The sequence below is a fragment of the Mesorhizobium sp. M1A.T.Ca.IN.004.03.1.1 genome (assembly GCF_003997555.1).
Classification (GTDB): domain Bacteria; phylum Pseudomonadota; class Alphaproteobacteria; order Rhizobiales; family Rhizobiaceae; genus Mesorhizobium.
The window spans coordinates 21,895-36,151 of the sequence record NZ_RZTV01000002.1; the positions used below are offsets into that span (position 1 = coordinate 21,895).

At 65.1% G+C, this 14,257-nt stretch carries 14 protein-coding genes; 5 read left to right on the top strand and 9 right to left on the bottom strand.

The genetic code is table 11. The annotated features are described in order from the left end of the window. Positions 1-259 precede the first annotated feature (259 nt). Genes purM through EOD29_RS06020 form a run of 3 tightly spaced genes read left to right on the top strand, consistent with a single transcriptional unit; the run spans position 260 to position 2,569 of the window. Positions 260-1,339, top strand: a complete 1,080-nt coding sequence (gene purM / locus EOD29_RS06010) for a phosphoribosylformylglycinamidine cyclo-ligase (protein WP_095826474.1) — start codon at positions 260-262, stop codon at positions 1,337-1,339. Next, positions 1,336-2,043, top strand: a complete 708-nt coding sequence (purN, locus tag EOD29_RS06015; protein WP_066995863.1) for a phosphoribosylglycinamide formyltransferase — start codon at positions 1,336-1,338, stop codon at positions 2,041-2,043. The genes purM and purN overlap by 4 nt, the downstream gene beginning before the upstream one ends. 7 nt (positions 2,044-2,050) lie before the next feature. Continuing rightward, positions 2,051-2,569 (top strand): histidine phosphatase family protein, encoded by a 519-nt coding sequence (locus EOD29_RS06020; RefSeq protein WP_067330453.1) that lies wholly within the window; start codon positions 2,051-2,053, stop codon positions 2,567-2,569. 122 nt (positions 2,570-2,691) lie between these two features. On the opposite strand, the gene EOD29_RS06025 is transcribed toward EOD29_RS06020, so the two are convergent. The 3 genes from EOD29_RS06025 to EOD29_RS06035 are packed head-to-tail and all read right to left on the bottom strand — an operon-like array spanning position 2,692 to position 3,458. Continuing rightward, complete coding sequence (locus EOD29_RS06025) at positions 2,692-2,898, bottom strand: DUF680 domain-containing protein (protein ID WP_067330449.1); 207 nt, start codon at positions 2,896-2,898, stop codon at positions 2,692-2,694. Between the two features lie 54 nt (positions 2,899-2,952). Then, the gene (locus EOD29_RS06030; protein ID WP_066995857.1) at positions 2,953-3,159 is read right to left on the bottom strand and encodes a DUF680 domain-containing protein; all 207 of its coding nucleotides are present in this window, start codon (positions 3,157-3,159) and stop codon (positions 2,953-2,955) included. Between the two features lie 53 nt (positions 3,160-3,212). Beyond that, entirely contained in the window at positions 3,213-3,458 is a 246-nt protein-coding gene (locus EOD29_RS06035) for a DUF680 domain-containing protein (RefSeq protein WP_066995852.1), read from the bottom strand. A gap of 484 nt (positions 3,459-3,942) precedes the next feature. Here EOD29_RS06035 and EOD29_RS06040 point away from each other — a divergent pair, with 484 nt between their 5' ends. Together EOD29_RS06040 and EOD29_RS06045 are read left to right on the top strand one after the other, a co-directional pair. Then, positions 3,943-4,611, top strand: coding sequence for a response regulator (locus EOD29_RS06040; protein ID WP_067330446.1), 669 nt, complete (start codon positions 3,943-3,945; stop codon positions 4,609-4,611). Positions 4,612-4,615: 4 nt separating this feature from the next. After that, positions 4,616-6,013 (top strand): sensor histidine kinase, encoded by a 1,398-nt coding sequence (locus tag EOD29_RS06045; protein WP_095826472.1) that lies wholly within the window; start codon positions 4,616-4,618, stop codon positions 6,011-6,013. Here the strand turns inward: EOD29_RS06045 and EOD29_RS06050 are convergent. From EOD29_RS06050 to EOD29_RS06075, 6 genes are all read right to left on the bottom strand, one after another. Continuing rightward, the gene (locus tag EOD29_RS06050; RefSeq protein ID WP_127246172.1) at positions 5,994-6,869 is read right to left on the bottom strand and encodes an ABC transporter permease; all 876 of its coding nucleotides are present in this window, start codon (positions 6,867-6,869) and stop codon (positions 5,994-5,996) included. The genes EOD29_RS06045 and EOD29_RS06050 overlap by 20 nt on opposite strands. A 13-nt stretch (positions 6,870-6,882) precedes the next feature. Next, on the bottom strand, positions 6,883-7,737 hold the full coding sequence (locus EOD29_RS06055) for an ABC transporter ATP-binding protein (protein WP_127246173.1): 855 nt from the start codon (positions 7,735-7,737) through the stop codon (positions 6,883-6,885). Positions 7,738-7,900: 163 nt separating this feature from the next. Next, a complete protein-coding gene (locus tag EOD29_RS06060) occupies positions 7,901-8,887 on the bottom strand; it encodes an ABC transporter substrate-binding protein (RefSeq protein WP_245430701.1) in 987 nt (328 codons plus the stop codon). Between the two features lie 204 nt (positions 8,888-9,091). Continuing rightward, the gene (gene dapB / locus EOD29_RS06065; RefSeq protein WP_281059206.1) at positions 9,092-9,871 is read right to left on the bottom strand and encodes a 4-hydroxy-tetrahydrodipicolinate reductase; all 780 of its coding nucleotides are present in this window, start codon (positions 9,869-9,871) and stop codon (positions 9,092-9,094) included. Positions 9,872-9,983: 112 nt separating this feature from the next. Beyond that, positions 9,984-12,089, bottom strand: coding sequence for a molybdopterin oxidoreductase family protein (locus EOD29_RS06070; RefSeq protein WP_127246175.1), 2,106 nt, complete (start codon positions 12,087-12,089; stop codon positions 9,984-9,986). 248 nt (positions 12,090-12,337) lie between these two features. Beyond that, positions 12,338-14,215, bottom strand: coding sequence for an ABC-F family ATP-binding cassette domain-containing protein (locus EOD29_RS06075; RefSeq protein ID WP_127246176.1), 1,878 nt, complete (start codon positions 14,213-14,215; stop codon positions 12,338-12,340). Between the last annotated feature and the right edge of the window lie 42 nt (positions 14,216-14,257).

Here is a 14,257-nt window from a genome sequence, read left to right on the forward strand (position 1 = left end):
GTGATGTCCCATCATGGGTTTTGTTGGAAGATAGTTGATGGAGATGAGAGGCGCACGCAAGGGAGGAGTTGCGGATCTCCCCGCTCGAGGGGGAAGATGGTCTCTGGCGCACAAGGCGCTGGAGCTCCACGCGAGGCGACCCCCCTCTGTCGCCTCCGGCGACATCTCCCCCTCAAGGGGGGAGATTGGCTCTCACGCGCCTTGCCCCTCGAAACCATTCATGCGATGAGCCCGCAATGGAAACAGGGATGAGCCGAAGATGAGCAACGGCGACAAGGCCAAGCGCAAGAACGGGCTCACCTATGCCGAGGCGGGCGTCGATATCGATGCCGGCAATCTCATGGTCGAGAAGATCAAGCCGCTCGTGCGCGCGACGCGCCGGCCGGGCGCCGACGGCGAGATCGGCGGCTTCGGCGGCCTGTTCGATTTGAAAGCCGCCGGCTTCACCGATCCGGTGCTGGTCGCGGCCAATGATGGGGTCGGCACCAAGCTCAAGATCGCCATCGATTCCGGCAAGCACGACACCATCGGCATCGACCTCGTCGCAATGTGCGTCAACGATATTGTCGTGCAGGGCGCCGAGCCGCTGTTCTTCCTCGACTATTTCGCCACCGGCAAGCTCGATCCGGACCAGGGCGCGTCCATCGTCGGCGGCATCGCGCAAGGCTGCCGTCAGGCCGGCTGCGCGCTGATCGGCGGCGAGACCGCCGAGATGCCCGGCATGTACCACGACAAGGATTACGACCTTGCCGGCTTTGCCGTGGGCGCGGCCGAGCGCGGCCAGTTGCTGCCCACCGACGACATCGTCGAGGGCGACGTGCTGCTTGGCCTCGCCTCCTCCGGCCTCCACTCCAACGGCTTTTCGCTGGTGCGCCGCATCGTTGCCGCGAGCGGACTTGGCTGGAGCGATCCTGCGCCGTTCAACGATGAGCTCAGCCTCGCCGAAGCGCTGCTCGAGCCGACGCGCATCTACGTGAAGTCGATCCTGAAGGCGATCCGCAACACGCATGGCATCAAGGCGCTGGCTCATATCACCGGCGGCGGTTTTCCGGAAAACATTCCGCGCGTGCTGCCCAAGGATTTCTCCGCCGAGCTCGACCTCGAAGCGATCGACGTACCGCCGGTATTCTCGTGGCTCGCCAGGACCGGCGGCGTCGCGCCGCAAGAAATGATGCGCACCTTCAACTGCGGCATCGGCATGATTCTCGCGGTTGCTTCCGGCCAGGCGGCGCAGGTGGCGGCGGTGCTGCAGGAAGCCGGCGAGACGGTGACGCCGATCGGCCGCATCGTGCCGCGCCGCGACGCCGGCGTCATCTACCGGGGCTCGATCGAACTATGAGCAGGAAACGCACGGTCGTCCTGATCTCGGGCCGCGGCTCCAACATGACGGCGCTGATCGCGGCAGCCAGCGACCCGACCTATCCGACCGAGATCGTCGGCGTCATCTCCGATCGTGCGAACGCCGCGGGCCTCGGCCTCGCGCAGTCGCGCGGCATCGCCACCAAGGTCATTCAGCGCGCCGACCATCCGAGCAAGGACGCACATGACGCTGCGATCGATGCCGCGCTTACCGGCTTCGGCGCCGAGATCGTGGCTCTGGCCGGCTATATGCGCATCCTCGGCCGCGGCCTGGTCGAAAAATGGCAGGGGCGCATGGTCAACATCCACCCTGCCCTTCTGCCTGCCTTCAAGGGGCTGGACACGCATGCGCGCGCCATCCGCGCGGGCGTGCGCATCCATGGCTGCTCCGTGCATTTCGTCACGCCCGAGATGGATGACGGCCCGATCATCGCCCAGGCCGCCGTGCCGGTGATGGTCGGCGACAACGAGGACACTTTAGCCGCGCGGGTGCTGAAGGTGGAGCACCGGCTCTATCCGCTGGCGCTAGGGCTGGTCGCCGAAGGCAAGGCGCGCATGGAAAAGGGCCACACCGTGCTTGCCCATTTCGCCGACGACGCCGACAACGCCACTTCAGTGGTGATGGCGCCCGACCCGCTGCGCGAGGAAACCGACCTCGAACAGCTGGCGCGCATCACGCCGTAGGACTGCCATGGCGACGCCCAGACAACTCCTTGTGCTGCGCCATGCCAAGTCGAGCCGGGACGATCCCAAGCTCGCCGATTTCGACCGTCCGCTCGCCCCGCGCGGGCTGAAGACGGCACCGCTGATCGGGCGCGAGCTTTCGCGGCGCGGCTGGCTGCCGGATCTGGCACTGGTCTCGCCGGCGCTGCGCACCCGCGACACCTGGCGACTGGTCGCCGCCGAATTGCCGAAGCATGGGCCAGCGGAATTCGCCGAGGAGCTCTACGCGGCGGCGCCGGCCGCCATCCTGGCGTGCGTGCGGCAGGCGAAAGCCACCAGCCTGATCGTGATTGGTCACAATCCCGGCCTGCAGAATTTCGTGCTGCGGCTCGCCGGCACCGGATCGGATGAGGGCGTGTTCAAAAAAGTCGAAGCGAAGTTTCCGACGGCGGCACTGGCCCGGTTCACGGTGAAGGAGGATTGGGCGAACCTCGACTTCGGCGGAGCGCGACTGACGCATTTCGTCAGGCCGAAGGATTTGGAATAGAGCGCCTCTGTGCGCAGCCGGGCCTATAGTCACGACACAAGCCGGCCTGCGGATAGCCGGCTCCATAAAAGCAGAGCGGCGGGACAAACCCGCCGCTTTCAGGTCTATCGACGATCGACCGTCTAGTGGTTGCCGAACAGATCGCGGTCGGCGCCCTGGGTAACCGGCTTCTGGACGTTCGCATCAGACTTCTTGACCGAAGCGGTGTACGAGGTATCGACCGAAGCAGCCGGCTGGTGGGCGTTGGCCGAACCGTAGTTGTCGGAACCGGCGAAAGCGGCACCGGTGGCAACGAGAAGGGCAGCGGCGGTAAGAGCGATCTTGGTCATTTCAGTTACTCCAGATTTGAGGGGTGAGTTTGAAGAGGTCGGGCTGGCGGCCGGTTAGTGGTTGCCGAACAGGTCGCGGTCGCTGCCCTGGGTGACGGGCTTCTGGACATTCGCATCAGACTTCTTGACCGAAGCGGTGTACGAGGTGTCGACCGAAGCAGCCGGCTGGTTGGCGTTAGCCGAACCGTAGTTGTCGGAGCCGGCGAAAGCAGCACCAGTGGCAACGAGAAGGGCAGCGGCGGTAAGAGCGATCTTGGTCATTTCAGTTACTCCAGATTTGAGAGTTGTGGTTCTGATCGGTTCGGGACGGAGGCCTAGCGGCCCCAAATGCCCTGGCCGGATTCCGGCTGGTTCTGATCGGGCGTGATCCTGAGATCGCGCTGCTCGAACTTGCGGATCGAACCGGTGATGCTGCGGTCGATGTTGTCGCCCGACCGCGGCGCAACCGACTGGGTGACGGCCGGCTGGTTGACGTTGTCGGAACCGTAATGGTCGCTGCCGGCGAAGGCGCTGCCCGTGGCAACGAGAAGGACCGCGGCGGTAAGAGCAATCTTGTTCATTTTAGGTACTCCAGATTTTCAAAATTCTGTCCGTCAAGTGGCGTGCCGTAATGGAAATTCGCGTCGCTCGGACCACCCCGAGATGGGTCGGTCCTGTTGCCATTTCCAATCACGAAGATGTGCAAATCGAACCGTTCGGTTCGACCTTGAAATCGCGTGAACAGCGCGGCTGCCACATTCTTTTGTTTGAATATCAACTACTTGCAGTGTTAGCCGACGAGGTTTCACGGTCTGGACAACGAGCCAGCGTTCACCTGAGTTACACGAACCGTCAACATAAATTGAACCGAACCGTTCGGTTTTATCCATCGCGCGAGCGAATTGGGCCTCCAGGCTGACCGACGGAACCGATTTCAGCCGGCGTTTGCCTTGTCCGCGGATCGAGACTATCGATTGCTTTCAAACTGTCCGTTCGGACCGCCGGGCCGCGCTTGCGAAAGCCCGGCGCCACCCGGATGGAGGCATTGCCGAACAGCGATGGACGATGCGGCTCCTGCTTGTCGAAGACAATCGCGAACTGGCCGATTGGCTGAGCAAGACGCTGCGCCAGGCGAGCTACGTCGTCGACGTGGTACATGACGGCGAGGACGTCGAGCATGCGCTGGCGGCCGGCGACCATGCGCTGATCATCCTCGACCTCGCCCTGCCGCGCATGGGCGGGATGGAGGTGCTGAAGCGGCTGAGGGCACGCGGCAACCCGGTGCCGGTCATCGTGCTCACCGCCAACGCCAGTCTCGACGGCCGGGTGAAGGGCCTCAACGAGGGCGCCGACGACTATCTGGCTAAACCCTTCCAGATCGAGGAACTGGAAGCGCGCATCCGCGTGCAGCTGCGCCGTGCCAACGACCGGACAGCGCCCGTCATCTCCTGCGGCGACCTCGTCTTCGACACCAACACCAGGCTGTTCTCGCTCGGCGGCGCGGCGCTTTCGCTGACGCCGCGCGAACATGCGGTGCTGGAACAGCTGGTAGTCAAGGCGGGGCGCACGGTGAGCAAGGCGGCACTCTCGACGGCGATCTACGACTTCGACACCGACGCCGATCCCAGCGCCATCGAGATCTACGTGCATCGGCTGCGCAAGAAGCTGGAAGGCTCGCGCGTGCAGATCGCCACCTTGCGCGGCCTTGGCTATCTGCTCCGCCATGAAGATTAGGGCCATGAAAATTAGCAGCCTCCGCCTGCAATTGCTGGCCTGGGTGGTGCTGCCGCTGACCGCGCTGGTGACGGTCAATCTGTGGACCAGCCAGCGCAACGCGCTGGCGACGGCAGATCTGGTCACCGACCGGATGCTGGTCGGCTCGGCGCGCGCGATCGCCGAGCGGGTGGCGATGGCCGAAGGCGTGCTCGACGCCACCATTCCGCCGGCGGCGATCGAGATGTTCGACACCGGCGACCGCGACAGCGTCTACTACCGGGTCGAGACCGCCAACGGCCGGCTGCTGACCGGATATCCCGACCTCCCCCAGGCGTCGCAGAGCGGCAGCATCGAGGCTTCCTATCGCGATCGTCGGCTGCGTCTGACAACGCTCAGCCATGCCGTGATCGGCGCCGGCACGGATTCGCCGATCAGGGTCACGGTGGGCGTCACGCTCGCCGGCCATGACGCGATGGTGCAGCGGCTGTGGTTCAGCGCCTTTGCCCAGCAGCTGGCGCTGGTGGCGATCGCCGGCCTCTTCGTGCTGCTTGGCCTGCGCCGCGGGCTGGCGCCGCTGATGCGCCTGCGCGATACGGTGCGCTCGCCGGATCGCAGCGATCTCGACCCGGTCGAGGTGCCGGGCGCGCAAAGCGAGATCCGGCCGCTGATCGACGCGCTCAACGCCTATATGGAGCGCGTGCGGGCGCAGATGGCGGCGCAGCGCCGCTTCATCGCCAATGCCGCGCACCAGCTGCGTACGCCGCTGGCGCTCATGTCGACACAGGCGAGCTATGTGCTGCGCGAAAGCGCCGCCGACCGGCGCGAGGAGGCGCTGGTGGCTCTACAGGCAGGCTCCGGCCGGCTGGCGCGGCTGGCCGAACAGCTGCTCACGCTGTCGCGCGCCGAGCCGGGCAGCCGCCGGCCGCGTGCCGACCGCATCGACCTCACCGAAGCCGCCCGCGAGGTGCTGGAAACACATGCGCCGAAGGCCGTCGAGCGCAACATCGATCTTGGGCTCGAGGAAGCCGGACCTGTTCCCGTCATCGGCGAGGGCACCATGCTGCGCGAGATGATCGTCAACCTGGTCGACAACGCGCTGCGCTACACGCCAGCCGGCGGCACGGTGACCGTCCAGCTGGCCGCGATCGGTCGCGAGGGCGTGCTGACGGTCACCGACACCGGTCCCGGCATTCCGGCCGAAGAGCGCGAGCAGGTCTTCGAGCGCTTCTACCGCATTGCCGGTGCTGCCGAGGAAGGCAGCGGGCTCGGACTCGCGATCGTACGCGAGGTGGTCGAGAATGCCGGCGGCAGCGTTGCGCTTGGCGGGGCCGCCGGCAGCGGGCTCAGGGTCGAGGTCCGGCTGCCGCTCGCCGCGCCCCAGGACAGGCCGACTGGAGCGGTCAGGCCCCCTGCTCGTTGAACGGCGCCGGACGCCATTTGACGACGTAGTTCTCGAAACGGGTGATGATGAACTCCACCACCAGCGCCATCACCGCCAGGATAATCATGGCGCCGAAGACGCCATTGGCGTTGAACGCGCCCTGGGCGGTCGAGATCAGCAAGCCCATGCCCTGCTTGGCGCCGAGGAACTCGCCGACCACGGCGCCGACCAGCGCGAAGCCAAAGCTGACATGCAGGCTCGCCAGGATCCAGCTCATGGCCGAGGGAATGATGACTGTGGTGGTGATCTGATAGGGTGAGGCGCCGAGGATCTGGGCGTTGGCGATCATCGCCCTGTCGGCCTCGCGCACGCCCTGGAAGGCGTTGGCGAAGACCACGAAGAACACCATGACGACGGCCAGCGCCACCTTGGAGGCCATGCCGAGGCCGAGCGCTATGATGAAGACCGAGCCCAGCACGACGCGCGGCACCGAGTTGGCGATCTTGATGTAGATCGAGAAGACATCCGCCAGGAGCTTGTTGCGGCCAAGGATGATGCCGGCGGCGATGCCGCCGACGGCGCCGATGGCGAAGCCGAGGAAAGTTTCCTCGAGCGTCACATAGATCTGCAGCCAGAGCGGCCCCTGCGAGGTGCCCTCGGTGACCCAGGACCAGATCTGCTCCCAGATGCCGGAGGGGCTTGAGAAGAAGAACGGATCGATGACGCCGTGATCGGCGCCAAGTTCCCAAAGAGCGAGGAAGACGATCAGGATGGCGAGCCGCAGGCCGATGACCAAGGCATGGCGGCGGCGCAGCCGCGCCCTCGCCCGGGCTTCCGCGGCGACGATCGAGGTCGCGCGGGCGGCTTGGTGAGAGGCTGGAGAGATGGCGGTCATGGCAAGTCTCCTTTCAATGGCCGGTCTGCAGGCCGCGGCTCTGGCCGAGCTGCACTTCGTCGCGCAGGTCGTTCCAGATCACCTTGGCGATCTCGATGAATTTCTGATCGTAGCGGATGTCGGCCATGACACGCGGGCGCGGCAGGTCGATGCGGTAGACGCTCTTCACCGTGCCCGGCCCGGCGGTGAGCACATAGACCTTGTCGGCCAGCGCCACCGCCTCCTCGAGATCGTGAGTGACGAAGACGACGGAGGATTTGAGTTCCGACCAGAGGCCGAGCAGCTCGTCCTGCATGGCGGTGCGGGTCTGCATGTCGAGCGCGCTGAACGGCTCGTCCATCAGCAGAATCTTTGGCTGGTTGATGAAGGTTTGCGCTAGCGCGACCCGTTTGCGCATGCCGCCAGAGAGCTGGTGCGGATAGTGTTTCTCAAAACGCGCAAGGCCGACGCGGGCGATCCAGTCGCGCGCCCGGTCATAGGCTTGAGCCTTCGGCGTGCCGCGATAGAGCGGGCCGGCGGCGACGTTGTCGATGACGCTGCGCCACGGAAACAGCGCGTCTGCCTGGAAGACGAAACCGATGTCGCGGCTGATCTCGGTTACGGGATTGCCCATGACGCGGACATTGCCGGTCGTCGGCCTGAGCAGCCCGGTGACGAGGTTAAGCGTCGTCGACTTGCCGCAGCCGGTCGGCCCGACGACGCAGGCGAACTCGCCGCGCGCCACCGTCATGGTGAAATCGCGGATGGCCGTCATCATGTGGCCGTCGGGGGTGACGAAGCGCAGCGTCACATCGTCGATGGCGATCGCGGCATCGGCCGGCGGCGCGGCCGGAGACAATTTCTCGGCCGCCATGGTTTGCAACTGCATGGCACACTCCTGTAGCGATAGTGCGAGGATGACTGGGGCTCGAGCCCATGGGCCCGCCGCGCCTCGGTATCCGGAAAGGCGCCGCTGCCGAATTGATTCAGGCAAGCGGCGCAACTTGTTGTTCTTCAACGACCGAGCCGGCAGGCCCGGCTCCCTGTCGGCGCTACTTGGCAGCGTCGACGAATGCCGTGGTATAGGTCTTCGACAGGTCGATCTGCTTGCCCTGCAGGCTCTTCGAGAAGGTCGACAGCACCTTCAGCACCGTCTCCGGGCCATCGGCGGGCATGCGGCCGTCAGGCGTGAACATCGCCTTGCCGCCGGCCAACCCTTGCACATAGAGGTCCTTGTTGCCGGCGTAATAATCCTTCGGCATCTGGTCCGCGATCTCTTCGGCCGAATGGCTGGCGATATACTTCATCGTCTTGACGAAAGCGTTGGCGAGCTTCTGCGCCTCGTCCTTATGGCTCTCGATCCAGGCGGACTGGACATAGAAGGATGCCGCCGGATAGTCGCCGCCCAGCGCTTCCCTGGTCTTTTCGGGCGTGCGCATATCGACCAGCACCTTGGCCTCGCCGGTCTGAAGCAGCTTGGCGATGGTCGGCTCGGTGGTCATGCCGGCCTGGATCTGGTCCTGCTTGACGGCGGCGATGAAAGTGTTGCCGGCGCCCACCGGCAGCAGCGTGTAGTCGCCCGGCTTCAGGCCGTTGCGCACGGCGAGATACTGCGTCAGGAAATCGGTCGAGGAGCCAAGACCGGTGACGCCGAGCGTGGCGCCCTTGAAGTCGGCCGGCGATTTGATTTCCGGATGCTTGGCCGAAACCAGCTCGACCTCGCCCGGCGCCTGGCTGAACTGGACGATCGACTGGATGTATTTGCCCTTCGACTGCAAGTCGACGGTGTGATCATAGAAGCCGACGACGCCCTGCACGGCACCGGCCAGCAACTCATTCTCGGCCTCGACGCCGGCGCGGGAGTTGACCAGCTCGACATCGAGCCCCTCATCCTTGAAGTAGCCGAGCTGCTGGGTGAGCACGGCCGGCAGGTAGATCTGCTTTTCCATGCCGCCGACGATGATAGTGATCTTGTCGGCAGCCGATGCCGCCGTGGCGCCCGCGGCGACGATGGCAAACGAAAGCGCCGCCGAACGCAAGACGCACTTCGAGATGAAACCGGTCACGTAACTTCCTCCACCTGGGCGGCGTGCCACCAGGCCACGCCGCATTTCCTCCTTGCCGGCCCGCTCCCGGACCGATCCCGCGGCGAACGCCGCAAAAATGTCATGGCATGCCCAAGCTTTCAGCTGGCTTTCAGTCATTTTAGCGGCCGAAAGAGCGAATTCCGCAGCTATCGCTGGTCACGAAGCGGCGAAGCCAAGCACATCGTGCATGCCGTATTCGCCTGGACACTGTCCGGCCACCCAGAGTGCCGCCGCGATGGCGCCGCGAGCAAACATCGAGCGGTCGCCAGCCGAGTGCGAGAGCGTCAGCGCCTCGCCCTCGGCGAGGAAGCTGACGGAATGCTCGCCGATGATGCTGCCGCCGCGCAGCACGGCGAAGCCGATCTCGCCGGCAGGGCGTGTGCCGACAATCCCATTTCGAGCGCGCCGCGCCACTTCGTCCAGCCTGACGCCGCGTCCGCGCGCCGCCGCCTCGCCCAACATCAGCGCCGTTCCGGACGGCGCATCGACCTTGAAACGGTGGTGCGCTTCCAGGATATCGATGTCGCAATCGTCAGCCCCAAGCGCCCGCGCCGCCTGCTCCACCAGCCCGGTCAGCATGTTGAGACCCAGCGAGTAACTGCCGGAGCGCACGATCGCGATCGTCTTCGCCGCGTCGGCGATCGTCTCCAGCTCGGAACCATCTAAGCCGGTGGAGCCGATCACCAGCGCCGGACCGCCGCGCGCCGCGCATGCCTTTGCTAGTTCGACTGACGCCGCCGGCGTGGTAAAGTCGATGACGACGTCGGCAAGCGCCAGCGCCGCGTCGCGCGCGACCGGCCCCTCGCCCGTGCTGCCCGGTCGATGGAAGCGGGCGACAAGCTCCAGCCGCGGATCGACCTGCACCGCCTCCGTCATCTCCCGGCCCATGCGGCCGAGCGCGCCGGCGATGGCTATTTTCAATGGCTGTTGCGGCAAGGGACACCTCGCCCGTCGCTTCGCTCCTTGCTCCGTCCTTGGATGACGAAGCAACGGGCGTTTTCGGCTAATCTCCCGGGCATGTGACCTGCCGAGCTCGCGCCACAGACCATCACAGCGCCCTGAGCCAGACCTTGTTGTCGTGGAGGGCAGCACCGCCATAGGGCGCCGGGGCGTCGGCACCGGTCAGCACGTTGATGCCTTCGCCGCGCTCATGCGCACTGTTCGGCCAGATGCCTTCCGCAATCACCACGCCGCGCTTCACGCCGTCGAAGAACCTGGCATGCAGCACCACGTCGCCGCGCCGGTTGCCGATCTCAACGCGGCCGCCGTCCTCGATGCTGAGCGCCGCGGCATCTTCCGGGTGCAGCAAAAGCTCCGGCCTGCCTTCCTTGGCTTTCGACACCGGCGTCTCGGCAAAACTGGAATTGAGGAAGTTGCGCGCCGGAGAAGTTGCCAGCCGGAACGGATGCTCTTCGTCCGCGAGCTCGATCAGCTCGACATGGTCGGGGAATTGGGGCAGGCGCTCGACCGGTCCGAACAAGCCCATGCTCTTCGGCGGCCGGTTCGGCGCCGACTGCCCGGTCCAATTGGGCCGGAAGTGGAATTTCTTGTCGGCATGGCCGAAGCCGTTGATGAAATGCGCGTCGTCGAAATCGGGTTGCAGGTCGACCCACTTTTGTTCCTTCAGGCTGTCGAAGCTGCCTAGCCCGCGCTTGCCGAGGATGATGTCGATATGCTCCTTCTCGGTCAGGCCAAAGCCCGGCCGGTCGCCGACGCCCAGCCGTTTGCCGAGTTCTTCATTGACGTAGTGGTTGGTGCGCGGCCCTTCCGGCGGATCGATCAGCTTGGGGCCGAGCGTGATGTGCTGGTTGCCGCCGCCCTTGTAGATGTCGTCATGCTCCAAGAACATCGTCGCCGGCAGCACGACGTCGGCGAGCTTGGCCGTATCGGTCATGAACTGCTCGTGCACGCAGGTGAACAGGTCCTCCCGCAGGAAACCTTTTCTCACCAGCCGCTGCTCGGGGGCGACATTGGCGGGATTGGTGTTCTGGATCAGCATCGCCGTCACCGGCGGGCCGCCATAAAGCGCATCCTCGGCACCGGTCAGCACCGGGCCGATGCGCGAATGATCGAGATAGCGCACCTTCGGGTCGCGCATCGCGGTGCCTTCGAGCACATCCTGGTTCAGCTTGAAGATGCCGGAATTGGAGTGAAAGGCGCCGCCGCCCTCATATTGCCAGGCGCCGGTAACCGCCGCGACGCATGAGGCGGCATGCATGTTGACCGAGCCGTTGCGCTGGCGCGCAAAACCGTAGCCGAGGCGGAAGTAGGTCTTCTTCGTTGTGCCGACCAGATGCGCGAAGGTCTCGATCTCGGTGACTGTCAGACCCGTGATTGCCGCCGCCCATTCGGGCGTGCGCGTCCTCAGATGTTCTTGCAGCCCGCGCGGATCGTCGGTGTATTTTTCCAGATAGGCGCGGTCGGCCATGCCGTCGCGGAACAAGACATGCATGACCGCGCAAGCCAGCGCGCCGTCGGTGCCGGGTTTGAGCACCAGGCCGAGATCGGCCTGCTTCATGGTGGCGTTGTCGTAGATGTCGATGGCGACAATCTTGGCGCCGCGCTCTTTTCGCGCCCTCGTCGCATGGGTCATGACGTTGACCTGGGTAACCACGGCATTGGTGCCCCAGATCACCACGCAGTCGGACTTCGCCATCTCACGCGGATCGGGGCCGCGCAGAGCGCCCGCTCCCATCATCCAGCCGGTCCAGGCGAGATTGGTGCAGATCGAGCCGAAGAAGCCCGAATATCTCTTCGCGTGCCGCAGCCGCTCGATACCGTCGCGCTGCACCAATCCCATCGTGCCGGCGTAAAAATAGGGCCAGACCGTCTCCGAGCCGTATTTCTCTTCCGCCGCGATGAACTTCTCGGCGACGAGGTCGAGCGCCGCTTCCCAGCTGGCTTCCTTCCAGGCGCCCTCCCCCTTGCCGCCCGCGCGCACCAGCGGCTTCAGGAGCCGGTCGGGGTGATGGACGCGGTCCGCATATCGCGCGACCTTGGCGCAAACGACTCCTGCCGTGTAGCTGTTCGCTTTCGCGCCGTGGACGCGGCCGATGCGGTTATTGTCGAGCAGCTCCACCTCGAGCGCGCAGGTGGAAGGACAGTCATGCGGACAGGCCGAATGGCCGATCCCGAGCTTGGCGTGCTGGTTCATGCCAGGGTGTGTAGCGGGTTTTGCGGGAGAGGTGTAGGGCCAGATGGGGCTCCTCCTTCTCCCCTTGTGGGAGAAGGAGGCCGAGCGAAGCTCGGTCGGATGAGGGGTGTTGGAAGGATCGCTACGACAAAGAAATGGGCGATCGAAGCCGCCTGTTGTTCGGCGCGTCACTCCATCCAACACCCCTCATCCGTCTCGGCGCTTCGCGCCGATCCACCTTCTCCCACAAGGGGAGAAGGGGAACCGCCCTACTCCGCGATCCCCTCCTCATATTCCGCCGACATCGTCAGCCACTTGTCCTCGTTGAGGGCAAGTGTGTGGGCAAGCTGCGAGCGCTCCTTGGCCAGCCGCGTCGCGGTCGAGGGGTCCTTCTCGTAAATCGCCGGGTTGGCGAGCTCGTCCTCGATCAGGTCGATGCGCTTGCGGATGCGGTCCATCAGCGCCTCGGTGGCGCGGATCTCCTTGGCTAGAGGCTCGAGCGCCGAGCGCCGGGCGGCGGCCTCGCGGCGACGGTCGGCCTTGGATGCCTTGTCCGCCTCCTTCTGCTCGCGACGATTTGAGGAAACGCCGGTGACCAGCGTTTTATAATCCTCCAGGTCGCCGTCATAAGGATTGACCGCGCCGTCCTTGACCAACCAGAGGCGATCGGCGGTGGCCTCGAGCAGATGCCGGTCGTGCGAGATGAGGATCACCGCGCCAGGGAAATCGTTGAGCGCATGGATCAGCGATTCACGGCTGTCGATGTCGAGGTGGTTGGTGGGCTCGTCGAGGATGAACAGGTTCGGCCCCTCGAAGGCCGAGAGCCCCATCAGGAGACGCGCCTTCTCGCCGCCGGACAGGTCCTTGGCCGCGGTGTTCATCTTTTCGGTCGAGAGCCCGAACTGCGCGACGCGGGCGCGCACCTTGGCTTCCGGCGCATCCGGCATCAGCCGGCGCACATGCTCATAGGCGCTTTCCTCGGGACGCAGATCGTCGAGCTGGTGCTGTGTGAAGATCGCCACCTTCAGGCCCGGAGCCACCGTCATCGTGCCGGTCTCGGCTTTGAGGCGGCCGGCGAGCATCTTGGCGAAGGTCGATTTGCCGTTGCCGTTGGCGCCGAGCAGCGCGATGCGATCGTCGGCATCGATGCGCAGCGTCATCTTCTTCAGCACCGGGTTGCCCTCGGTGTAGCCGACATTGACGCCGTTGAGCGCCACGATCGGCGAGGCCACCGTCTTCACCGGCTCGGGGAAGGAGAACGGCCGCACCGTGTCGTTCACCACCGCGGCGATCGGCTTCATCTTCTCCAGCGCCTTCAGCCGCGATTGCGCCTGCCTGGCCTTCGAGGCCTTGGCGCGAAAACGCTCGACGAAGGATTCCATATGCTTGCGCTGCGCTTCCTGCTTGACGCGGCTCTTTTCCTGCAGCTCGCGCTGCTCGGTGAGCTGGCGCTCGAACTGGTCGTAGCCGCCGCGCCAGAAGGTCAGCTTCTTCTGGTCGAGATGGACGATCGAATTGACCGCGCGGTTGAGCAGGTCGCGATCGTGCGAGATGAGCAAAACCGTGTGCGGATACTTTGCGACATAGTTCTCGAGCCAGAGCGTGCCTTCGAGGTCGAGATAGTTGGTCGGCTCGTCGAGCAACAGGAGATCGGGTTCGGAAAACAGCACGGCGGCCAAGGCCACGCGCATGCGCCAGCCGCCGGAGAAGGACGAAGCCGGGCGCTTCTGCGCCGCATCGTCGAAGCCGAGGCCGGCAAGGATGGTGGCGGCGCGGGATTCGGCCGAATGCGCATCGATGTCGGCGAGCCGCGTGTGGATTTCCGCGATGCGGTGCGGATCGGTCGCGGTCTTCTCCTCTTCCAGCAAGGCCTGCCGCTCGACATCGGCTTTCAGCACGATGTCGATCAGCGGCTCCTCGGTGCCCGGCGCTTCCTGTGCGACCTGGCCGATGCGGGTGTTTTTCGGCAGGCTGATCGAGCCGGTCTCGGAGGGGAAATCGCCGGTGATTGCCTTGAACAGTGTCGTCTTGCCGGTGCCATTGCGGCCGACGAGACCGGCCTTGGTGCCGGCCGGCAGGGTCAGCGAGGCATGATCGAGAAGCAGGCGCCCCGCCATGCGCAGCGAGAGATCGTTGATGATAAGCATGGGCGGGCTTTTGCACCGGACGTCGGCGCTTCGCAAGAGCCA